The organism is Streptomyces sp. PSU-S4-23 (assembly GCF_055632315.1).
This window is the reverse complement of sequence record NZ_JBVMUU010000002.1, coordinates 4,852,168-4,874,123: the sequence shown is the minus strand read 5'-3', so window position 1 is coordinate 4,874,123 and position 21,956 is coordinate 4,852,168. Positions and strand designations below refer to the sequence as shown.

At 73.3% G+C, this 21,956-nt stretch carries 16 protein-coding genes; 7 read left to right on the top strand and 9 right to left on the bottom strand.

Translation table 11 applies throughout. From position 1 onward, the window contains the following. Nucleotides 1-3: 3 nt before the first annotated feature. From ACZ79I_RS22355 to ACZ79I_RS22345, 3 genes are read right to left on the bottom strand one after another with little or no spacing between them, the layout of a single operon-like run. Complete coding sequence (locus tag ACZ79I_RS22355) at nt 4-1,764, bottom strand: L-aspartate oxidase (RefSeq protein ID WP_471499260.1); 1,761 nt, start codon at nt 1,762-1,764, stop codon at nt 4-6. Further along, nucleotides 1,761-2,801 carry a pantoate--beta-alanine ligase gene (gene panC, locus ACZ79I_RS22350; protein ID WP_471499259.1) on the bottom strand — a complete coding sequence of 347 codons (1,041 nt, stop codon included), beginning with the start codon at nt 2,799-2,801 and terminating at the stop codon, nt 1,761-1,763. Before panC ends, ACZ79I_RS22355 begins: the two co-directional genes overlap by 4 nt. Continuing rightward, nucleotides 2,798-3,730 (bottom strand): Rossmann-like and DUF2520 domain-containing protein, encoded by a 933-nt coding sequence (locus tag ACZ79I_RS22345; protein WP_471499258.1) that lies wholly within the window; start codon nt 3,728-3,730, stop codon nt 2,798-2,800. The genes panC and ACZ79I_RS22345 overlap by 4 nt, the downstream gene beginning before the upstream one ends. A 199-nt stretch (nt 3,731-3,929) precedes the next feature. Between ACZ79I_RS22345 and ACZ79I_RS22340 the strand changes: the two genes are divergently transcribed. Both ACZ79I_RS22340 and ACZ79I_RS22335 read left to right on the top strand, forming a co-directional pair. Next, on the top strand, nt 3,930-5,213 hold the full coding sequence (locus ACZ79I_RS22340; protein ID WP_471499257.1) for a threonine aldolase family protein: 1,284 nt from the start codon (nt 3,930-3,932) through the stop codon (nt 5,211-5,213). A gap of 50 nt (nt 5,214-5,263) precedes the next feature. Continuing rightward, on the top strand, nt 5,264-6,370 hold the full coding sequence (locus ACZ79I_RS22335; protein ID WP_471499256.1) for a DUF5937 family protein: 1,107 nt from the start codon (nt 5,264-5,266) through the stop codon (nt 6,368-6,370). 23 nt (nt 6,371-6,393) lie between these two features. On the opposite strand, the gene ACZ79I_RS22330 is transcribed toward ACZ79I_RS22335, so the two are convergent. Both ACZ79I_RS22330 and ACZ79I_RS22325 read right to left on the bottom strand, forming a co-directional pair. Then, on the bottom strand, nt 6,394-7,026 hold the full coding sequence (locus tag ACZ79I_RS22330) for an AAA family ATPase (RefSeq protein ID WP_471499255.1): 633 nt from the start codon (nt 7,024-7,026) through the stop codon (nt 6,394-6,396). Between the two features lie 46 nt (nt 7,027-7,072). Then, nucleotides 7,073-7,774, bottom strand: a complete 702-nt coding sequence (locus ACZ79I_RS22325; protein ID WP_471499254.1) for a response regulator — start codon at nt 7,772-7,774, stop codon at nt 7,073-7,075. Between the two features lie 461 nt (nt 7,775-8,235). Between ACZ79I_RS22325 and ACZ79I_RS22320 the strand changes: the two genes are divergently transcribed. Beyond that, nucleotides 8,236-10,572, top strand: a complete 2,337-nt coding sequence (locus tag ACZ79I_RS22320; RefSeq protein WP_471499253.1) for a sensor histidine kinase — start codon at nt 8,236-8,238, stop codon at nt 10,570-10,572. 170 nt (nt 10,573-10,742) lie between these two features. Here ACZ79I_RS22320 and ACZ79I_RS22315 read toward each other — a convergent pair whose 3' ends face one another. Next, nucleotides 10,743-11,948 carry a sensor histidine kinase gene (locus tag ACZ79I_RS22315; protein WP_471499252.1) on the bottom strand — a complete coding sequence of 402 codons (1,206 nt, stop codon included), beginning with the start codon at nt 11,946-11,948 and terminating at the stop codon, nt 10,743-10,745. 490 nt (nt 11,949-12,438) lie between these two features. Here ACZ79I_RS22315 and ACZ79I_RS22310 point away from each other — a divergent pair, with 490 nt between their 5' ends. After that, nucleotides 12,439-13,464, top strand: a complete 1,026-nt coding sequence (locus ACZ79I_RS22310; RefSeq protein ID WP_471499251.1) for an SAM-dependent methyltransferase — start codon at nt 12,439-12,441, stop codon at nt 13,462-13,464. On the opposite strand, the gene ACZ79I_RS22305 is transcribed toward ACZ79I_RS22310, so the two are convergent. Then, nucleotides 13,429-14,580 (bottom strand): NADH-quinone oxidoreductase subunit D, encoded by a 1,152-nt coding sequence (locus tag ACZ79I_RS22305; protein WP_471499250.1) that lies wholly within the window; start codon nt 14,578-14,580, stop codon nt 13,429-13,431. The two genes, ACZ79I_RS22310 and ACZ79I_RS22305, sit on opposite strands and share 36 nt — an antisense overlap. Nucleotides 14,581-14,611: 31 nt before the next feature. Between ACZ79I_RS22305 and ACZ79I_RS22300 the strand changes: the two genes are divergently transcribed. Both ACZ79I_RS22300 and ACZ79I_RS22295 read left to right on the top strand, forming a co-directional pair. Then, nucleotides 14,612-15,103 (top strand): PH domain-containing protein, encoded by a 492-nt coding sequence (locus ACZ79I_RS22300; RefSeq protein ID WP_471499249.1) that lies wholly within the window; start codon nt 14,612-14,614, stop codon nt 15,101-15,103. Next, on the top strand, nt 15,100-16,476 hold the full coding sequence (locus ACZ79I_RS22295; RefSeq protein ID WP_471499248.1) for a PH domain-containing protein: 1,377 nt from the start codon (nt 15,100-15,102) through the stop codon (nt 16,474-16,476). The genes ACZ79I_RS22300 and ACZ79I_RS22295 overlap by 4 nt, the downstream gene beginning before the upstream one ends. A gap of 79 nt (nt 16,477-16,555) precedes the next feature. Here ACZ79I_RS22295 and ACZ79I_RS22290 read toward each other — a convergent pair whose 3' ends face one another. Both ACZ79I_RS22290 and ACZ79I_RS22285 read right to left on the bottom strand, forming a co-directional pair. After that, nucleotides 16,556-18,130, bottom strand: a complete 1,575-nt coding sequence (locus tag ACZ79I_RS22290; protein WP_471499247.1) for a hypothetical protein — start codon at nt 18,128-18,130, stop codon at nt 16,556-16,558. A gap of 404 nt (nt 18,131-18,534) precedes the next feature. Further along, entirely contained in the window at nt 18,535-19,662 is a 1,128-nt protein-coding gene (locus ACZ79I_RS22285; RefSeq protein WP_471499246.1) for an alpha/beta hydrolase, read from the bottom strand. A gap of 271 nt (nt 19,663-19,933) precedes the next feature. Between ACZ79I_RS22285 and ACZ79I_RS22280 the strand changes: the two genes are divergently transcribed. Further along, nucleotides 19,934-21,700 (top strand): phosphatidylglycerol lysyltransferase domain-containing protein, encoded by a 1,767-nt coding sequence (locus tag ACZ79I_RS22280; RefSeq protein WP_471499245.1) that lies wholly within the window; start codon nt 19,934-19,936, stop codon nt 21,698-21,700. The last annotated feature ends 256 nt before the right edge of the window (nt 21,701-21,956 follow it).

Here is a 21,956-nt window from a genome sequence, read left to right as displayed (position 1 = left end):
CTGTCACTGCTCCTGAGGACGCTGGGGCACGGGAGGCCGGGCCGCCGTGGCGGAACCGGGGTCGCGGGGGAGGGTCGGGGGGAAGTCTGCGGTGTCGGTGGTGCGTACGGCCAGCGTCCGGTCCGGATGCAGCCGTACGACGATGTGGCGGCGCCAGGCGGTGTCGTCGCGCCCCCCGTGGTCCTCGCGCCAGTGGCAGCCGCGGGTCTCCTCGCGCAGCAGCGCGGCGGCCACCAGCACCCGGGCCACACACAGGAGGTTGGTGGTCTCCCAGGTGTCGACGCCGGGCTCGGAGGTCTTGCCCTTCTCGTCGAGCGCGTCACGGGCGTCGCTGTGCAGCCGCTGGAGGTGGTCCGCGGCTTTCTGCAGCGAGGCCGCCGACCGGAGGACTCCGGCGCCCTCCGTCATGATCCGCTGGATGGTGAACCGGTCCTCGGGGGCGAGCAGCGGGTGCGCGGGCCTCTCGGGGTCCGGGACGGGCTGGGGCGGGCGCGCGGCCAGGCCGCGGTCCGCCCGGCCCTGCACGATGTCGGCGGCGATGCGCTCGGCGTAGACCAGGCCCTCGAGGAGGGAGTTGGAGGCGAGCCGGTTGGCGCCGTGGACGCCCGTGCAGGCGACCTCGCCGCACGCGTACAGGCCCGGCACGGTGGTCTGGCCGTGGGAGTCGGTGCGCACGCCCCCGGAGGCGTAGTGGGCGGCCGGAGCGACCGGGATCGGCTCGGTGACCGGGTCGATCCCGTTGGCGCGGCAGGCGGCGAGGATCGTCGGGAAGCGGTGCTCCCACATGTCGGCGCCGAAGTGGCGGGCGTCGAGGAACATGTGCTCGGCGCCCTGCTCCTGCATACGGCGCATGATGCCCTTGGCGACGATGTCGCGGGGCGCCAGCTCGGCCAGTTCGTGCTGCCCGGTCATGAACCGCACGCCGTCCCCGTCCACCAGGTGGGCGCCCTCGCCTCGCACCGCCTCGGACACCAGCGGCTGCTGGCCCTCGGCGTCCGGGCCGAGGAACAGCACCGTGGGGTGGAACTGCACGAACTCCAGGTCGCTGACCTCGGCGCCGGCGCGCAGGGCCAGGGCCACGCCGTCGCCGGTGGACACCGACGGGTTGGTGGTCGCGGAGAAGACCTGGCCCATGCCGCCGGTGGCGAGGACCACGGCGGGGGCGTGCACGGCGCCCACGCCGTCGTGCTGGCCCTCGCCCATGACGTGCAGGGTCACGCCCGCGGTGCGGCCGTCGGCGTCCGTGAGCAGGTCCAGGACCAGCGCGTTCTCGATCGTGCGCATTCCGCGCGCGCGTACGGCCGCCACGAGCGCCCGGGAGATCTCGGCGCCGGTCGCGTCGCCGCCGGCGTGCGCGATGCGGCGGCGGTGGTGGCCGCCCTCACGGGTGAGCTGGATGCCCCCCTCGTCGTCGGTGTCGAACTGCGCGCCGGTGGAGATGAGCCGGCGCACCGCGTCGGGGCCCTCGGTCACCAGGATCCGCACGGCCTCCTCGTCGCACAGGCCGGCCCCCGCCACCAGGGTGTCGTCCAGGTGCTGTTCGGGGCTGTCGCCCTCGCCCAGGGCCGCCGCGATGCCGCCCTGCGCCCAGCGGGTCGAGCCGTCGTCCAGACGGGCCTTGGTGACCACGACCGTCCGCAGGCCGGCGGCCCCGCAGCGCAGGGCCGCGGTGAGACCGGCCACCCCGGAGCCGACGACCACGACGTCCGCGGGGATGGACCACCCTGGGGCGGGCGCGTGCAGTCGTATGCCTGTGCTGGTCACGAGGCGGCTCCGTAGGGGTCGACGGGTTCGGGGGCTCCGAAGGAGAGGGGGATGTTGTCGATCAGCCGGGTGGTGCCCACCCGGGCGGCGACGGCGAGGACCGCCTCGCCGGTGAAGTCGTCGTGGATCTCGGTGAAGTCCGCCGGGTCCACCAGGGCCAGGTAGTCCAGGGCCAGCGGAGGGTCCAGGTGGGCGGCCTCGTCGAGGACGAGACGGGCGGCGGCGCGGACGGCGGCGGGGCCCCCGGGGGCGGCCTTCGCGACCGCGTGCGCATCGGCGGCGGCGCGCGACTCCCCTATGGCGCTGAGGGCCTCGGCGCGCGCGTGCGTGGCGGGCACCTCGCGGGCACGCGCGCGCAGGGCCTCCTGGGCGGCGTGCCGGTCGCGGCCCGCGAACAGGGCCCGGGAGAGGGCGAGCGCGGTGTGCCGTTCGTCGGGCGACAGATAGCGGTTGCGGCTGGAGAGGGCCAGACCGTCGTCCTCGCGCACGGTGGGCACGCCGACGATCTCCACCCCGAAGTTCAGGTCGCGGACCATCCGGCGGATCAGGGCCAGTTGCTGGGCGTCCTTCTGCCCGAACAGCGCCACGTCGGGGCGGGTGAGGTGCAGCAGCTTGCCGACCACGGTGAGCATGCCGTCGAAGTGACCGGGGCGGAAGGCCCCTTCGAGGCGCTCGCCCATGGGGCCCGCGGAGATCCGCACCTGGGGCTCGCCGCCGGGGTAGACCTCGTCGGCGGACGGGGCGAACACGGTGTCCGCGCCGGCCTGCTCGGCGACCTTCAGATCGGCGTCCAGGGTGCGCGGGTAGCGGTCGAGGTCCTCGCCCCGGCCGAACTGCAGCGGGTTCACGAAGACGGTGACGATCACGAAACCCTGGGCGCCGACGTGTCTGCGGGCCGCCCTGATCAGGGTGGCGTGGCCCTCGTGCAGGGCCCCCATGGTCATGACGACGGCGGTGCGTCCCGGCACCGCGTGGCGGTCCTGCGCGAACCGCAGGTCCTCCACGGTGGGGACCAGTTCGACCGTACGGCGGCTCATTGCTCCTCCCCGTGCTCCGGCAGGTCCGTGCCGCCTGCGAGTACCCCGAGGAGGTCCTCGGCCAGCTCCGGCTTGAGCAGCCCGTGGGCCAGGGCCCGGTCGGCGGTCGCGCGGGCCATCGCCAGATAGCCGGCCACGGTCTGCGGGGCGTGCCTGCGCAGCTCGGTGACGTGCGCGGCGACCGTGCCCGCGTCCCCGCGTGCGACGGGGCCGGTCAGGGCGGCGTCCCCGGAGCGCAGTGCGTTGTCGAGGGCGGCGCCGAGCAGCGGGCCGAGCATGCGGTCGGGGGCCTCGACCCCCGCCCCGCGCAGCAGCTCCATGGACTCGGCGACCAGGGTGACCAGGTGGTTGGCGCCGAGGGCGAGGGCCGCGTGGTACAGCGGGCGCATCTCCTCGGCGATCCACTCGGGTTCGCCGCCCATCTCGATCACGAGGGCCTCGGCGGCCAGCCGCAGTTCCTCGGGCGCGGTGACGCCGAAGGAGCACCCGGCCAGTCGCTGCACGTCCACCGGGGTGCCGGTGAAGGTCATCGCGGGGTGCAGGGCCAGCGGCAGGGCTCCCGCGCGCAGGGCGGGGTCCAGCACCCTCGTCCCGTACCGCCCGGAGGTGTGCACGAGGAGCTGTCCCGGGCGCACGGCGCCGGTCTCGGCGAGCCCCTTGACAAGGCCCGGCAGCGCGTCGTCCGGAACGGTCAGCAGGACCAGCTCGGCTCGCTCCAGGACCTCGGAGGGCGCGACGACCGGCACGTCGGGAAGCATCCGCGCGGCACGCCGCCGGGAGGCGTCGGAGACTCCGGAGGCGGCGACGGGGCGGTGCCCGGCCAGTTGCAGGGACGCGGCGAGGGCGGGCCCGACCCGGCCGGCTCCTACGACGCCCACCGTGAGCCGCGCGGGGCGGTCCTTGGCGTCTGGCTGTTGGACTGTACTCACTCGACCGTGGCCTTCCCGTTCCAGTCCGCTCTGGGTACCGGACGATTTCTCGTCATGTTAACGCGATCGGTTCGCGGGCCGACCCGTCGTCCACAGGCTGTGGGTTTCCGCACGTCGCGCAGAGGGCGAAAAACGGGTGCCCGGCGGTACGGGCCCGCGGGATGATCCGGGCACGAGCGCGAGGTGCGGAGGGGGACGGGTGGGGACGGCGAAGGGGGACACGGTGGGGACGGCGGAGCGGGACGAGGAGCGGCAGGCGGAGCGCCGGGCGGCGGAGCGGCAGGCGACGGCGCCGACCGGGTCCGCGGACGAGGAGCAGCCGGCCGGGTCCGCGGACGAGGAGCAGCGCCGGCGACGGGCTCGCCGCATCGCCGCCTACCGCCGCGCGGAACACGTCCTGGCGCGCCCGGGCTTCCTGGGCACGCTCCGGGAGCGGCTGGCCCTGCTCCAGGGCGAGGGCGCGCAGGATCTGTACGACCTGGACGAGACCGCGGACATGTACGGGACGGGGATCGTCGAGGCCCTGGAGCAGCGGGTGGCCGGGCTGCTCGGCAAGGAGGCCGCCGCCTTCTTCCCCACCGGCACGATGGCCCAGCAGGTCGCCCTGCGCTGCTGGGCCGCCCGCACGGGCGACCCGACCGTGGCCCTGCACGCGCTGGCCCACCCCGAGGTGCACGAACGCAACGCGTTGCGCGAGGTCGGCGGGCTGCGCCCGGTGCTGCTGACCGGCGAACCCCGGCTGCCGACCGCCGGCGAGGTACGCGGCTTCGAGGAGCCCTTCGGCGCGCTGATGCTCGAACTGCCCCTCAGGGACGCCGGTTTCGTCCTGCCCTCCTTCGAGGAGCTGACCGAGGTCGTCGAGGCCGCCCGGGAACGCGACGCGGTGGTGCACTTCGACGGTGCGCGTCTGTGGGAGACGACGGTCCATTTCGGCCGCCCCCTGGAGGAGATCGCGGACCTCGCGGACAGCGTCTATGTGTCGTTCTACAAGTCCCTCGACGGCTACGGCGGTGCGGCCCTCGCGGGTCCCAGGACACTGGTCGAGCAGGCCAAGACCTGGCGGCACCGCTACGGCGGCATGGTCCTGCAGCAGTTCCCGACGGTGCTGTCGGCCCTCGCCGGCCTTCAGCGGGAGCTGCCCCGGCTGCCGGAGTACGTGCGCCACGCGCGCGTGGTCGCCGCGGCGCTGCGCGAGGGCTTCGCCGCGGCCGGGGTGCCGTGGGCGCGCGTCCACCCCGGGCAGCCGCACACCCATGAGTTCCAGGTCTGGCTGCCGTACGACGCCGACGTCCTCGCGGAGGCGGCGATCCGGCAGGCCGAGGAGACCGGGACCCTCCTGTTCGCCAACCCGTGGGACCACCGCGGCCCCGGTCTGGCCCTCACCGAGGTCGGTGTACGGGCCGACGGGCTGGTGTGGACGGCGGACGACGTGAAGGCGGCGGTGGCCCGGTTCGTGGAGCGGCTCCCGGGTGCCGGCGCCTGATACGCGCACGGACCGCCCCCGTTGTCGGTGGCACAGTGCACCATGAGGTCATGAGCGTGGACATCGACGTCAGCGGGCTGCGGCCGGAGAGGGTCTCCGTCGCGCCCTCGCCCCTGGCCGAGCTCAGCATGGCGCTGCACGCGCTGGCCGAGCCGGGCCACCATCCGGGCCTGCAGGGCTGGGTGACGGGTGTGACCGCGCGGCTCGACCCGCATCTGGCCGACCGGATGTGCGAGGCGGACTTCCTGTGGCGGTCGACGTTCTCCGACCTCTTCCTGCCGTGTGCGGGCATCCCGGGCGGCACCGCACTGCCCGGAGCGACACTCGGCGAGGACCTCGACCTGCTGGACAAGCTCAGCGACGAGCAGTTCGTGGACGCGGCCATGGAGTTCGCCTGCAGCCTCTGCTACGGCGGGCCCGGGCCGAGCGCGCTCTCGGACCCCGCGGTGCGCCACCGCACCCTGGAGCTGGCCGCCGCGCGCGGCCCGCGGCAACTGCGCTTCAGCGAGCGGCTGATGGCCGACCCGCCGCGGACGCGGGCCTGGCTGCGGCGGTTCCTGGAGGACTGCGAGGAGGCGTTCTTCGCGGACACCTGGGCACGGCTGCGCCACCAGCTCGCGGCCGACGCCCGGCACAAGACGGATCTCCTGCGGCGCAGGGGCCTGGGCGAGGCGCTGGCGTCGGTGTCGTCGGCGGTGAGGCTGGACGAGGCGGCGGGCCGGATCACCGTCGACAAGCTCGCCCAGGGGCGTACGGCCACGGGAGACGGCGGCCTGCTGCTGGTCCCGACCGGCCTGGGCCGGCCGCACCTGATGGTGCTGCACCGGTTCGGCTGGCAGCCGGTGCTGCACTACCCGGCTGGCTCCGGGGATCCGGCGGCGCCGCCCTCGGTGGAGCAGCTGACCCTGCGCCTGGCCGCGCTGTCCCACCCGGTGCGGATGCGCATGTGCCGCAGTCTGGCCCGCAGCGCGTTCACCACCAGCGAGCTGGCCCGGGTGCACGGCATGACGGCGCCGGAGATATCCCGGCACCTGAGCACGCTGAAGAAGGCGGGCCTGCTCACCACCCGCCGCCGCGGCCGGTACGTCCTGCACCAGCTGGACGTGACCGCGGTGGCCCGCCTGGGCAGCGACTTCCTGGAAGGCATCCTCCGGTAGCCGGCGCCGGCTCTCAGCTGCTGTCAGTCGAGGCGGATGTGCTTCAGCCCGACCCGTGCCTGCCGCAGCCGGGTGCGCAGGACGCCCTCGGTGTTGGGCCTGAGCGTCAGCCCGGCGAGCACGGCGATCCGGTCCGCCGTCTTGGGCACCGTCGTGTTGTCGGTCCACAGGTGCTCGGCGAACTCCGGCTCGCGCAGCCGCTCCAGACAGTGGTCGAGCTGCTGCACGGCCCAGCTCTCCTCGCGCGGCGGGGCGCCCTTCCCGGCGACGTGCTGGAGGACGTGTCCGAGGCTGCGCTCGCGCAGCCGTCCCAGGACGGTCTCGCGCTCTGCGAGCAGCGCGAAGTGGCGGACGTCGTGGCCCAGTTCGCGCAGCCGGCCGACCGTCTCGGCGAAGTAGTCCGGGTCGGTGACCGTCATGGGGGCGATGACCACACCGTCGTGCTCGGTCAGCGCCAGATCGAGGACCTCGACCACGCCCTTCCGCCAGGACACCAGATCCTGGAAGTCTCCGCGCAGTTCGGGCGGCAGCATGCGCCGCAGCCCGAAACCGGCGTGCTCGGGATCGCAGATGACGCTGCCGGGCAGCCGTCGCCGGATCTCGTGTGCGGTCTGTGTCTTGCCGCCCCCGAAGGGGCCGTTGATCCACAGGAGCATGCGCAGACCTTAGTGGGCGCCGGTCACACGACGGTCACGCGAGAACTCAACCGTGCCCGCCCGCCCGTACCAGACCGGTCTCGTACGCCAGGACGACCACCTGCACCCGGTCCCTGAGCCCCAGCTTCGTCAGGATGCGCCCCACATGGGTCTTCACGGTCGCCTCGGACAGCACCAGCCGGGCCGCGATCTCGCCGTTGGACAGGCCCTGTGCGACCAGCACCATGACCTCGCGCTCGCGGTCGGTGAGCCGTTCCAGCTCCTTGTGCCGGGGCTTGGTGGCACCGCCCGGCAGCATCGGCGCGAACCGGTCGAGGAGACGGCGGGTGGTGGAGGGCGCGACCACCGCGTCGCCGCTGTGCACGGAGCGGATGGCGGCCAGCAGTTCGCCCGGCGGCACGTCCTTGAGCATGAAGCCGGAGGCGCCCGCCTTCAGCCCGGAGAAGGCGTACTCGTCGAGGTCGAACGTGGTCAGGATCAGCACCTTCGGGGGGTCCGGTTCCGCGCAGATGCGCCGGGTGGTCTCCACACCGTCGAGCTTCGGCATGCGGACGTCCATGAGGACCACGTCGACCTCGGTGGCGCGCAGCACCTGGAGTGCCTCGACGCCGTCGCCCGCCTCCGCGACGACCTCCATGTCCGGCTGGGCGGCGAGCACCATCCGGAACCCGGTGCGCAGCAGCACCTGGTCGTCGACGAGCATGACGCGTATGCGTCCGGCCGAGGATTCTTCCGACGCATCAGTCATACGACCAGCGTACGCGAGCACAAAGCCCCGCCCGGGCCCGTCACACCGACGTTCGTTCGCAAGGGCATTCGTTCGCCGGCCGCCGACAGCGCGAAGACGATCACGTCACAGCCTCTGCGCCCGGTCCGCTCCGCAACACCCGCTTACCTCGCATTCCAGACCGGAGAAACGCACCTATACCTGTCTTGCCGGTCATTCCACAGGTCGGTGGGCCTTCCACCGGCATTTGGAGGGCACCTGCATGCCGTGCTGGAATCCGCTTCACACAAGTACACAGGCACATCGGTGTGTCGACGCGAGAGGTCGGTCGAGTGAGGAACACACCCCGCATATCACCAAACGCCGCCCGGCCCGCCCCCGGAAGTCTCACGCCTCCGCGAGGCACCGGCAAGCGGTCCGCGGACACCGATTCACCCTCGAAGCCCGCACCGCCACCGCGTCATGACGTACGGAACTGGCATGTGCGAACCAAGCTCGTCGCCATCGTGCTGATCCCCGTCGTCGTCGCGCTGGTGGTGGGCGCCTTCAACGTCAAAGAGTCCATCGACCGCTGGCAGCAGGCGGACGACGCGTACCGGATGGCGAACCTGGAACGCGCCGCGGCCGGCTACGGTCACGCGCTGATGAACGAGCGCGACATCAGCGTGGTACCGCTCCTGGAAGGCGACACCGGGAACGCCGACGTGGCCAAGGCCCGTGAAGCCACGGACCGGGCCGCGGCGGATTTCCACGCCGCCGTCGAGCACATACCGGAGAACGAAGGGCTCAAGCGCCGGCTGGACAACTTCCTCAAAGTCGAGCCGGACCTCGTCCGGGTGCGCCAGAACGCTTACACGGACCAGCTTCCCGGTGTGCGGACCGAGCTGGCGTACGGCGAGATCCAGCACCCGCTCACCGAGTTCGCCAACGACCTGGGCTTCGGCACCAGCAGCAACACCAGCTTCGGCCGCACCCTGTACGCGCTCTCGCTCGCCGAGTCCGCCGAGTCGCTCTCCCGCTCGATCGGCATGCACGTCCTGGTACAGGGCGAGGTCCCGGCCGCTGATCGCAAGACGCAGTCGAGCACCCTCACGTCCTACGCGTTCCTGGAGCAGGTCGCGATCGGCGAGTACACGGCCGGTGGCACCGCGCAGGACGAGGCACAGCTGCAACGGGCCCTGGCCACGGCGGAGGCCCGTGACAAGGCGCGGCAGGAGAGTGACCGGGCCCGGGCACGGGAGGCCGGCCGGGACTATGTGGCGCCGCCGGACCGGACCGCGATGATCCACGCGGTCGCCTCCGGAACGTCCTCCAGGGCCCTGAAGGAGAAGGGCATCACGCCGGACGGCTACTTCTCCTCGATGACCCACACGTTCGACGCGTACCGCGGCATCGAGCAGAAGATGGCGGACCAGGCCGCACACGACGCCAACGCCGTCGCCGACAACGCCAGGTCCGACGCGATCACCGACTCGACGGCCGTACTCGCGGGTGTGCTCGCCGCTTTCGTGGTGGCCGCGCTGATGGCCCGGTCCATGAGCCGCTGCATGGTGCGGCTCCGCAACGCCGCCCTGGAGGTCGCCGGGCAGCGGCTGCCCGCGATGGTCGAGCTGCTGTCGCGCACCGACCCGGGGCGCGTCAACACCGAGGTGGAACCCATTCCGATCACCAGCACCGACGAGATCGGCGAGGTGGCCCGGGCGTTCGACCAGATCCACGGCAAGGCGGTTCGCCTCGCCGCCGAACAGGCGCTGCTGCGGGGCAACCTCAACGCCATCTTCAGCAACCTCTCCAAGCGCAACCAGGGCCTCATCCAGCGCCAGCTGGAACTCATCACGGACCTGGAGCACCGCGAGTCCGAACCGGAACAGCTGGACATCCTGTTCCAACTGGACCACCTGGCAACCCGTATGCAGCGCAACGGTGAGAACCTGCTGGTCCTCGCAGGCCAGGAGCCGGGCCGGAAGTGGTACCAGCCGGTGCCGCTGATCGACGTACTGCGCGCTGCCTCCTCCGAGGTGGAGAACTACGCACGCATCGAGATCAGCAACGTCCCCGAGACCGACATCCACGGCAAGGCGGTCACCGACCTGGTGCACCTCCTCGCCGAACTGCTGGAGAACGCCATCCAGTTCTCCTCCCCGCACTTCCCGGTCCGGGTCTCGGCCACCCGGCTGGCCGACGGCCGGATCCTGGTCGAGATCCACGACCACGGCATCGGCCTGACCGCCGAGGAGTTCGCCGACATCAACGACAAGCTGGCCAATCCTCCGACCGTGGATGCCGAGGTCTCCCGGCGCATGGGCCTGTTCGTGGTCGGCCGCCTCGCCGACCGGCACGGCATCCGGGTCCAGCTCCGCCCGTCGGGTGCCCAGGCCGGAACGACCTCGCTGGTCATGCTGCCGCAAGCCATCAGCCACGGCGGCGGAGAGGAGGAGCAGCCCGACTTCTCCGTCTCCCGGTTCGTGCCGGAGCACCATGGTCCTGCGGATCCCGGCGCAGGCGGGTACTCCGCCGACGGGACCGGATCCGGGGCCTTCGGATACGAGGCACCCGGCGGCGAGCAGACGCTCGACCCGATCGGCCGCTCCCGGATGCGCGAGGAGTTCCGTGCCGCGGCGGAGACAGCCGCACACGACCGGCAGCCCCGTGGCTCCGCCTCGCTCGACCCGGCCGCTCAGGGGCGGCCCCGCCCGGGCGACGACCGGTCCTACCCGGCGAATCCGCCCTACGGAACCGCGGAGCCCTACACCGGGGATCCCTCCGCTCAGCAGTGGCACCACCGAGAGCCTGGTGGCGGCGCCGCCCAGCACGACTGAGTCCGGACGTACGAGCAGAGAACACGGTGGTCAGGGCCGGTCCCCCCGGCCCGTCCGTCAAGCCGGCCGGTGGTCTCCCGCACCCGGAGGATGTCCGCGGGCGGCTGGACGGCCTGCGCGGCGGACTCCAGCGGGGCCGCCAGGGCCGCGGCGACCACCGTGGTCGGTGGTCAGTGCGCCGGCTTCAGCGGCAGCAGTGCGCTGACGCGGAAGCCTCCGCCGGGGCGGGGGCCCGCGTCCAGGGTGCCGCCCACCATGCCGACGCGCTCACGCATGCCGATCAGCCCGTGGCCCCGGCCGTCGGCGCCGCCCTCCTCGTACAGCTCGTGCGGGGCGCCCTTGCCGTCGTCCTCGACGAGCAGCCCGAGTCCGTCGTCGAAGTACACCAGGCGCACGCTGGCCCCCGCGTTGGGTCCCCCGTGCTTGCGGGTGTTGGTCAGTGCCTCCTGGACGATCCGGTACGCCGTCAGCTCGACACCGCTGGGCAGCGGGCGCGGGGTGCCCTCCACCTTGAAGTCGACGGGCAGGCCCGAGCTGCGGCACTGCTCGACGAGCTCGTCGATCTGCTCGACGTCGGGCTGGGGGACGTACTCGCCGGCCTCCGTGTGCTCGCCGGTGCGCAGCACGCCGAGCAGGCGGCGCATCTCGGCGAGGGCCTGGCGGCCGGTCCCGGAGATCGTCTCCAGTGCCTTCTTCGCCTGGTCGGGGGCGGTGTCGAGGACGTATGCGGCGCCGTCCGCCTGCACCACCATCACCGAGACGTTGTGCGCGACGACGTCGTGCAGCTCGCGGGCGATACGGGCGCGCTCGGCGGCGACCGCGACCTTGGCCTGCGCCTCGCGCTCCTTCTCCAGTCGGGCGGCGCGCTCCTCCAGCTGGGCGAGATAGGCGCGGCGGGTGCGCAGCGAGTCGCCGAGGACCCAGGCCAGGGCGAACGGCACGGTCTGGAACATCGCGACCGCGGCGTTGCCCAGCGGGCTCGACTCGGGGGCCGACCAGCGGATCTGCGCCAGGGTGCCGGCGCACAGACCGCCGACCAGGCCGATGCGGGAGGCCCAGCGGGCTCCGTCCGCGGCGACCGTGTAGATGATCACCAGCATGGCGAAGTCGGCGACCATGGCCTCCTCGTCGAGGACCAGCTGCGCCAGTCCCGTCGCGACGGCCACCAGGAGCATCTTCTCGGGCATACGGCGGCGCAGCGCGACGACCAGGGACAGGACCGCGGAGATCGCGAGCCCCACGGAGAGCGTTCCGTGGTGGTCCGGCGCCCCGTCGAGGTTCGTCAGACTCACGCAGGAGAGCCCGAAGAGGACGACGGCCCAGAAGCCGTCGACCCACGCGGGATGTCTGCGGAGGAAGTCATAGAGGCGCTGCACGTAACCCAATGTAGGGAAGCGTGCAGTGTGCAGGGGTCAACCGGAGGGTCGATCCGCGACGGGCGGGCGTACTCCGCAAGGTGGATGCCTCGTGATCCCGCACGGCCGGGGCCGCGCCGGCGAGGCCACGCGGGAGCCGCCGGAGCCCGGTGGTGGTGCACGGCGCTCGCGCACGGCCTCGGCCGGAGCGCACGGCGCGGGCGCGGGTCGCACGGGTCGCACGGGCCGCGCGGACAGCGCGGACCGCACGGACCGCACGGACCACATGGACAGCACAGGCCACACGGGCCACAGGCAGCACAGGCCACACGGGCCACGCGGGCCACACGGACAGCACAGGCCCGCATGGGCCGCACAAGCCGCACAGGCCGCATGGGCCGCGCGGACCGCGGGTGCGCGGCTGCGTGATGGATCGCCGCCTCGCCCCGCCCCGCGCGGCCGGTCCTGTGCCCGGCGCCGGGAGTGTGGCGACAGGGCCTAGCCTGAGCGCGTGGCGGACGAGGCGGACGGCGAGTGGCGCGGATGGCGTGCGGCGGCCCAGGAGGCGCTGTACGGGCAGGACGGGTTCTACCGCCGGCCGGAGGGGCCCGCGGGGCACTTCCGCACCTCCGTGCACGCCTCACCCCTCTTCGCCGGCGCCGTGGCCCGGCTGCTGTGCCGGATCGACGAGGCGCTGGGACGGCCCGCCGAGACGGCGTTCGTGGACATGGGCGCCGGCCGGGGGGAGCTGGCCGCCGGAGTCCTGGCCGCGCTGCCACCGGATGTCGCCGCCCGGGCGCGGGTGTGCGCCGTCGAGGTCGCTGACCGGCCCGCGGGCCTCGACGAGCGGATCGAGTGGCGCGGTGAGCTCCCGGAGGGCGTCACCGGGCTGCTGTTCGCGAACGAATGGCTGGACAACGTGCCGGTCGACGTCGTGGAGGCCGGCCCGGACCGCGTGCCCCGCCTGGTGCTCGTACGGCGGGACGGCACCGAGCGCCTCGGGGAGCCGGTCGCGGGCGCGCGGGCGCGGTGGCTGGAGCGCTGGTGGCCGCTGACCGCCGAAGGGCACCGCGCCGAGATCGGCCTCCCCAGGGACACCGCCTGGGCCGCCGCCGTGGCCGCCCTGGACCGCGGTCTGGCCGTCGCCGTCGACTACGCGCACCGCGCGGGCTCCCGGCCCCCCTTCGGGACGCTCACCGGGTTCCGCGCCGGCCGGCAGACCGCCCCCGTCCCGGACGGCTCCTGCGACATCACGGCACACGTGGCGCTGGACGCCTGCGCCCTGCCGGGAGCACGCCTGCTGACCCAGCGCGCGGCCCTGCACGCCCTGGGCGTCAGCGGCGCGCGCCCCCCGCTGGCCCTCGCCTCCACCGACCCCGCGGCCTACGTGCGCGCCCTCACGGGCGCCGCAGCCGCCGCCGAGCTCACCGCGCCCGGCGGTCTCGGCGACTTCGGCTGGCTCCTCCAGCCCGTCGGCATTCCGGGCGGCTCTCTCGGGGATCTACTTGTCGATGTCCCCGACCACGAAGAACAGTGAGCCGAGGATCGCCACCATGTCCGCGACCAGCGTCCCGGGCAGCAGCTCGGTCAGCGCCTGGATGTTGTTGTACGAGGCGGAGCGCAGCTTCAGCCGGTACGGGGTCTTCTCGCCCTTGCTGACCAGGTAGTAGCCGTTGATGCCGAGCGGGTTCTCGGTCCAGGCGTAGGTGTGCCCCTCGGGCGCCTTGAGCACCTTGGGGAGGCGCTGGTTGACGGGTCCCGGCGGCAGCTCGGCCAGCCGGTCCAGGCATGCGTCGGCCAGGTCGAGGGCGTTGTGCGTCTGTTCCAGCAGGCACTCGAAGCGGGCCAGGCAGTCGCCCTCCTGCCGGGTGACGACCTTCAGGGTGTCCCGCAGGTCCCCGTACGCCAGGTACGGCTCGTCACGGCGCAGGTCGAAGTCCACCCCGGAGGCGCGCGCGATGGGCCCGCTCACGCCGTAGGCGTGCACGGTCTCCGGCGCGAGGACGCCGACACCCCGGGTGCGTCCCCGGAAGATCTCGTTGCCGAGCACCAGGTCGTCGAACCGGTCCATCCGGGAGCGCACCTCCGCGACGGCGGTACGCGCGCGTGCGGTCCAGCCGGCGGGCAGGTCCTCCTTGAGGCCGCCCACGCGGTTGAACATGTAGTGCATGCGCCCGCCGGAGATCTCCTCCATGACGTTCTGGAGTTCCTCGCGCTCACGGAAGGCGTAGAACACCGGGGTGATGCCGCCGAGCTCCAGCGGGTACGAGCCGAGGAACATCAGGTGGTTCAGCACCCGGTTCAGCTCCGCGAGGAGGGTGCGCATCCAGACCGCGCGCTCGGGGACCTCCATGCCGAGCATCCGCTCGACGGCGAGGACCACGCCCAGTTCGTTCGCGAAGGCCGAGAGCCAGTCGTGGCGGTTGGCCAGCATGATGATCTGGCGGTAGTCGCGCGCCTCGAAGAGCTTCTCCGCACCCCGGTGCATATAGCCGATGACCGGCTCGGCGTGGGTGATCCGCTCGCCGTCCAGCACGAGCCGCAGCCGCAGCACGCCGTGCGTGGACGGGTGCTGGGGCCCGATGTTGAGCACCATGTCGGTGCTCTCCGCGGCGCCGCCGATCCCGACCGTGGTCTCCGTCGTAGGAGTCATGCACACAGTCTGTCGTACGTACGCTTGCGGCATGGGAACGGGGACTGTGCCGGAGGGCGGCGAACCCGCCTGGAGGGGACTGCCGCCGGGGCTGCTGCGGATGCGGCGGCTGCTGCTGGTGGTGTGGCTGGGGCTGCCGGCCATCGTCCTGGGGCTGCTGCTCGGCCTGCTCGCCGGGCCCGGCTGGGCGCTCCTCGCGCTGCCGCCGATGGCCCTGCTGCTGTGGGGCTGGGTGCTGGTGGGCCGCAACTGGCGGTCCTGGCGGTACGCCGAGCGGGCCGACGACCTGCTGATCCGCCGGGGCGTGCTGTGGCGTGAGGAGACCGTGGTGCCCTACGGACGCATGCAGCTCGTCGAGGTCACCTCCGGTCCCGTCGAGCGGCGCTTCGGGCTGGCGACCGTCCAGCTGCACACCGCGGCCGCGGCCACGGACGCCACCATCCCCGGCCTGGACCCGGCCGAGGCGGAACGGCTGCGGGACCGGCTGACCGAGCTGGGCGAGGCCCGATCGGCGGGGCTGTGAACACGCCCGGAGCGCTTCCCGGCGAACGGCCCGGCGCGGATCCCGCGGAAGAGCCCGGCGGACGGGCCGGCGGACGGGAGCGGCGGGAGGTGGCCGAGCGACGGCTGCACCCGGTGACCCCGCTGCGGCGCGCCTGGGCGCCGGTCGCCGTGCTCATGGGGTGGGCCGCGCACGACCCGGACCAGGCGCACGAGCAGCTGACGAGGCTCACCACGGTCACCCTCCTGACCGGGCTCGCGGTACTCGTCCCGGCAGCCTCCCTGTACGGCTTCCTGAGCTGGTGGTTCACGCACTACGCGGTGACCGACACCGAACTGCGCATCCGTACCGGCCTGCTGTTCCGCCGCACCGCGCACATCCGCCTCGACCGGCTGCAGGCCGTCGACGTCACCCAGCCGCTGCTGGCCCGCGTGGCAGGCGTCGCCAAGCTCAGGCTCGACGCCATCGGCACGGACGAGAAGGACGAACTCGCCTATCTGAGCGAGGGCGAGGCACGGGCGCTGCGCGCCGAACTCCTCGCCCGCGCCGCCGGTTTCGCGCCCGAGACGGCACATGAGGTGGGCGAGGCGCCGGTGCGCCCGCTGCTGCACGTGGCGCCGGGAGCGCTGGCCGTCTCGCTCCTCCTCACCGGCGCCACCTGGGGTTCCCTGCTCGCCGTCCTGGTCGTGCCGCCCCTGTTGTGGTTCGTCACGCACAGCCTGTGGTCGGTGCTCGTCATCGGGCTGCCGCTGGCCGGCGGAGCGGCCACGAGGACCGTCGGGCAGTTCGTCCGCGCCTACGACTGGACCGTGGGCGAGTCGCCGGACGGGCTCCGCATCGACCACGGGCTGCTGGACCGGGCCCACGAGACGGTGCCGCCGGGGCGGGTGCAGACCGTACGGATCGTGGAGCCGCTGCTGTGGCGGCGGCGCAGTTGGGTCCGGGTGGAACTGGACGTGGCGGGCTCGTCGAACTCGGTGCTGGTGCCGGTCGCCCCGCGCGCGGAGGCCGAGTCGCTGATCGCGCGGATACTGCCCGGCGTGAGCGTGCCCGCCGCCCTGACCCGCCCGCCGCGCCGCGCGGGCTGGTGCGTGCCGCTGTGGTGGCGCGGCCACGGACTCGCCGTCACCGACACGGTCTTCGCGGCCCGTCACGGCCTGCTGCGCCGCAGCCTGGTGCTCGTGCCGCACGCGAAGGTGCAGAGCGTACGGCTGACGCAGGGGCCGTGGGAGCGCTTCAAGCGGGTCGCCGACGTGCACGTGGACACCGGCGCGAACAAGACGGTGACGGCGCGCCTGCGGGACGCCCGGGAGGCGGCGGACCTGCTGTACGCGCAGGCGGACCGGTCGCGTACGGGGCGGCGGGACGCCCGGCCGGACCGGTGGATGGCGTAAGGCTCCTGCAAGCGGGCGGAACGGCGTGAGGGGCGGCGGCACCTCGTGTGCCGCCGCCCCTCACCCGCGCCGGGGGTGCTCAGGAGGCCGCGGTGCGCAGCCCCTCGACGTCGATCTGCTCCGTCTCGTCATGGGCCGTCAGGTCGATGACCTGGCCGACGGCGCGCGCCTGCGGATCCACGGGCTTGAAGCCGGACTCGGACTCCGCCTTGTGCACCGCGAGCGCCTCCTGGCCGACGACGTCGGCGAGGTCCTCGTTCTGCACGGACGGCACGGACTGACCGGTCTCCCGCGGCTTCTGCGTGCCGAAGAAGTCGAACCCGCCCTCGACGGCCGGGCGCCGGCGCGGGGCCGGCGGTACGACGGCGACGGCGGTCGGCACGGTGAAGTGCCCGGTGGTGTGGGCCGGCTTGCCGACGGCCGGCTGGGGCTGCTGCGCGGCCGGGGCGGCCGCGTGCTCCTGCCCGCCGGCCGCCGCGTGCTCCTGCCCGCCGGCCGCCGGGGGCTGCCCCTCCGGCCCGCCCTCCTCACCGGAGCGGCTCTCCGTGGCACCGGCCTCGGCACCGCCGCTCCCGGCGGGGTCCCGCTGCGTGCGGCCGCCGTTGCGGGGGCCGCCCTTCCGGGCCGAGGTCTTCGCACGGGCCGCGGACGTCCTGCGGGCGCCGCCGCGTGCGCGCCCGGCGGGCGCGGCGCCGTCCGCCGCTTGAGGGGCGTCCGCCGCGTCGGGGGCGCCCCGGCCCTTCGCGTCCGGGGACGTCCCGGCGCTCTCGTCGCCGTCCGCGGCGGCGCCCGCCCCCGCCGCCTCGTCCTCCTCCGCGGAAGCCGTCGCCTTCGGGGCGTCATCCTCCGCCTCAGCGGCGGCGTCGGTCTCCTGCCCGGCGTCGGCCTCCTCGGTGGCGTCGGCCTCCTCGCCGATGAGCCGCGTCAGCGCCGAGTCGGCCCGCAGGAAGAGCGCGGAGCCCGCCGGGGAGAACACCTGCGGACCCGACGTCCCGGGCTCGGCGTCGTCCCCCGCTTCAGCACCGTTCTCGGGCTCGGCGTCGTTCTCCCGCCCGGCCGCGGCCGGGGCGGCCACGTCCTCGGGATCCGGTGCGCCGTCCCGTGCGTCCGCTCCGGCGGTCACGTCCCCGGCGGGGTCCGGCGCGTCCTGCCCGGCGGAGGCCGGGGTCCCCGCCGCGGGCAGCGCCCGCGCAGGAGTCGTCGCCTCGATCTCCAGCAGGCGGCGGCCCTCCAGTGCGCTCGCTCGCTCCGTCTCCGCCGTGGCGTACCGGCGCAGCAGGGCGGCGTGCTCGTTGCGCAGCTTGGCCAGTTCGGCGCGCTTGGCACGCAGCTTCTGTTCGAGCTTGGTGCGCAGCTCGCGCGACTCCTCGAGGTCGGTCTCCAGTTCGGCGACCCGCTCCTCGTGGCGCCACTCGTCGCCCGCACGCGCCCGTACGAGGTCGGCGACCTGTTTACCAGCGGCCGCGTCCCAGCGGCGCATGACGACCGCGCCGACGACCGTCGTCACCGCGGCACCCGCGGCCAGCGCACGGAGCAGCAGCGGCTCCGTGAACAACCAGGGCCCCACGGCGCACACGACGGAGACGCCGGCGATCGCCGAAGGAGGCAGCAGCCTGTGCAAAGGTGGTGAATGGCGATGACGTCCACGTGGCATGGCCAGAAACTTACCGCGCGTAGGCGAATGATGGTGCCCCGCGTGGTAAAAACACGGCCACCGCAAGACCCTCACACAGCTCCGGGAACACCGAAAGGGAACACACACCTCCCGAATCCGGCGCTTTCTCTTCGGCCGGCCTTCCCGATCGGGCTTCCACCGCGGGCTTCCGCGCCCCCACGGCCTTCCGAGTCCCCCGGCCGGCCTTGCAAGATCAGCTGTTTGCCCGGCCCGGATCTCGATCTCCCGCCCCGCTCCCCCGCTCCCTCCCGGGCACCCGATCGCGCGTCGTGAGGCGAATAATTCGGCATCCGCCCGGCACAACGCCGGGAGGCCGGTTCCACGGTGGAACCGGCCTCCTCCGGATTGTGCGGAATTCCGGGCGGCGCCGCCCGTTCCCGCGCTCAGCGGTCGCTGAGCCGCCCGCTCATCCACTGCAGCGTCCCGGGAATCTCACGCCGCCAGGTGTTGAAGTTGTGGCCGCCGCTGTCCAGGATGATCGACGAGATCCGGGTCGGCTTCTTGGCCTGCACCTGCGCGATGAACTTGAGCGTGGACTTGTAGTTGGCCTCGCCGACCTTGCTGCTGGTGACGAGCAGTGAGGTGTCGGGCGCCGGCAGGTGCTTGAGGCACCACCACAGGTCCGCACGGTTGCGCAGCTCGGCCCTGCCGCGGAAGAGGTCTCCCGTGGTCGGGTCGACGGGGGCCTTGTAGTACGGCGACAGGCCCGCTCCCGCCGCGTACGCCTCCGGGTGGTGCATCGCCAGTTTCAGCGCGCAGTAGCCGCCCGTGGAGTCGCCGACGATGCCCCAGCTGCCGGGTCTCCTTCCCACCCTGTAGTGGGCCGTGACCGCCTCGGGGAGGTCCTTCGCGAAGAACGTCTCGGTCTGCGGCCCGCCCGGGATGTCCACGCACTCCGTGTCGCGCGGCGGCGCCACGGTCGGCCGCAGCATCACCAGGATCATCGGCTGCATCCTGCCGTCCTTGGCCAGCTCGTGCGCCGTCTGCGGGTAGTGCAGCTTCTTGAACAGCGCCGCGGCCGTGCCCGGGTAGCCGGTGAGCACGACGGCCGCGGGGAACGTCCGCGTCCGGTACCGCGACTGGAAGTACTCCGGCGGCAGGTACACGTACGCGGGTGTGGCGATACGGCTGATGCGCCCCAGTATGTCGACCTTCTGGATCTGGCCGCCGATCTGCGGCCGCGTACCGCCCGCCACACTCACCGGCAGCGTGTCGACCACCTGCAGGGGCCCGCCGCTCGACCCGGCGGCACCGTGGTCGACGACCACGCCCTGCCCCTTCTCCTGACCGAACAGATCCGCCCAGCTGGCGTAGAAGCCGAACGCCTGGTTGGCCCCAAGTCCGACCGACGCGAAGATCGCCAGCTGGGTGCAGAACAGCAGACCGACCCGCCCGCTGACGGCCCGCCAGTTCCGCCGTGCCAGGCGCGGCCAGTGCCACACCGTGCCGACGAACAGCAGCACGGCGAACATGACCGCCAGCACCAGCACCTTGTTGCTCGTGAGACCCATGACCTGTTCCCCTGCCTGCACTTTCCGTCGGTGGGGTGCGCCCGTGCCGTCGCGCGGACTTGCCCCGGACTTTCCCTCGACTTTGATCCGGCTTTGTGATGGGGAGTGAACCTCTCTCCCCGAGACACCGTCCTAGAGGGCGCAATGTCGCCGGATGCCCGAATCGGTCACCGGACTCAAGGTCTCTCGCAGAACTCGGGATGCGATGTCTGTCAGGATAGATGGGGAAAAGTCGGGCCAGGTTCCGGGGCGATCACGTGTGCTGCAGCGCATGGTCCGCGGGCCGCGCCCCGAAGTCGTCCCCGCTCTGGTCGCCAGGGCCTGCACGCTCGTGGGGCTCCTGGACGTCGCCGCGGGCGTGTTCCCGCGCTTCCGGAACAGCCGCATGCACCGCCTCGTCGAGGTCCTGCCGGGATCGCTCGGCCCGTTCGCGGCGGCCCTGTCCCTGAGCGCCGGAGTCCTCCTGCTGCTCCTGGCGCACGGGCTGCGGCGGCGCAAACGCAGGGCGTGGCGCGCGGCTGTGGCGCTCCTCCCGGCGGGTGCCGTGGCGCAGTTCGTCTACCGCCACTCCGTCATCGGCGTCCTCATCTCGCTGGCGCTGCTGCTGCCGCTGGTACGCCACCGCAGTGAGTTCGAGGCGCTGCCCGACCCGCGCAGCCGCTGGCGGGCGCTCGCCAACTTCGTGCTCATGGGTGCCGGATCCCTGGGCCTCGGCCTGATCATCGTCAGCGTTCACCCGAACCGCATGGTCGGCAATCCGAGCCTGTCCGACCGCATCGAGCACGTCCTGTACGGCCTGTTCGGCTTCGAGGGCCCGGTCGACTACACCGGCAACACCTCCTGGACGGTGGGCTTCTCGCTCGGCGCGCTCGGTCTGCTGACCGCGGTCACCACGATCTACCTGGCCTTCCGCCCCGAACACCCGGCCGCCCGGCTCACCGAGGAGGACGAGACCCGGCTGCGCGCCCTGCTGGAGAAGCACGGCGGCCGCGACTCCCTCGGCCACTTCGCGCTCCGCCGCGACAAGGCGGTCGTCTTCTCGCCGAGCGGCAAGGCGGCGGTCACCTACCGCGTCGTGTCGGGCGTGATGCTGGCCAGCGGCGACCCGATCGGTGACGTGGAGGCATGGCCCGGCGCCATCGAACGCTTCATGGACGAGGCGAAGGCCCACTCCTGGACCCCGGCGGTCATGGGCTGCTCGGAGACCGGCGGCGAGGTGTGGACCCGCGAGACCGGCCTGGACGCCCTCGAACTGGGTGACGAGGCGGTGGTGGACGTCGCGGATTTCTCGCTCTCCGGGCGCGCGATGCGCAACGTGCGCCAGATGGTGAAGCGTATCGAGCGCGCCGGCTACGAAACCCGGGTACGGCGCATCCGTGACCTCGGCGAGAACGAACTGGAGCGCATACGACGCGCTGCCGAGGACTGGCGCGGCACGGACACCGAGCGCGGCTTCTCCATGGCGCTCGGCCGCATCGGCGACCCGGCCGACGGTGACTGCCTGATCGCCACGGCGCACAAGGCGGAGGACGCGGAGACGGGTCCGTACGGCGATCTGAAGGCCGTCCTGCACTTCGTCCCGTGGGGCACGGACGGGGTCTCGCTCGACCTGATGCGCCGCGACCGCTCGGCGGACCCGGGCATGAACGAGCTGCTGATCGTGGCCGCGCTCCAGGCCGCGCCGAGGCTGGGCATCGAACACGTCTCGCTGAACTTCGCGATGTTCCGCTCGGCGCTCGCGCGCGGCGAGAAGATCGGCGCGGGCCCGGTGCTGCGGGCGTGGCGGGGCCTGCTGGTCTTCCTGTCGCGGTGGTTCCAGATCGAGTCCCTGTACAAGTTCAACGCGAAGTTCCAGCCGCGCTGGGAGCCGCGCTTCGTGGTGTACGCCTCCTCGCGCGACCTCCCGCGCATCGGCCTGGCGGCCATGCGGGCGGAGGGCTTCGTGAACGTGGCGCTGCCGCGCTTCCTGCGCCGCACCGCGCCGGCCCCGCGCCCGTGCGCCCACAGGGTGGCCGAGCACGGGGTCCGGGCCGCGTAACCGGGCCCGAGCGCGGCGGCTCGGCGGCTCGGCACCACGGAGAGCCGGGAACGGCCGGCACAGCACCATGAGGCGGTACCGCACACCACGAGGCGGTGCCGCGCACCACGGACAGGCCCGAGCGAGGGCCCCTGACCCGCCCAAGCCCTGGGGTCCTCGCTCGGGCCGCTGCATGTCCGGGCCGGCCCGGACCCCGGCGCGCGCGGCTCGCGACACCGCCGGCCCGCCCCGTGAGGGGACCCGGGAGGCGGCGGGG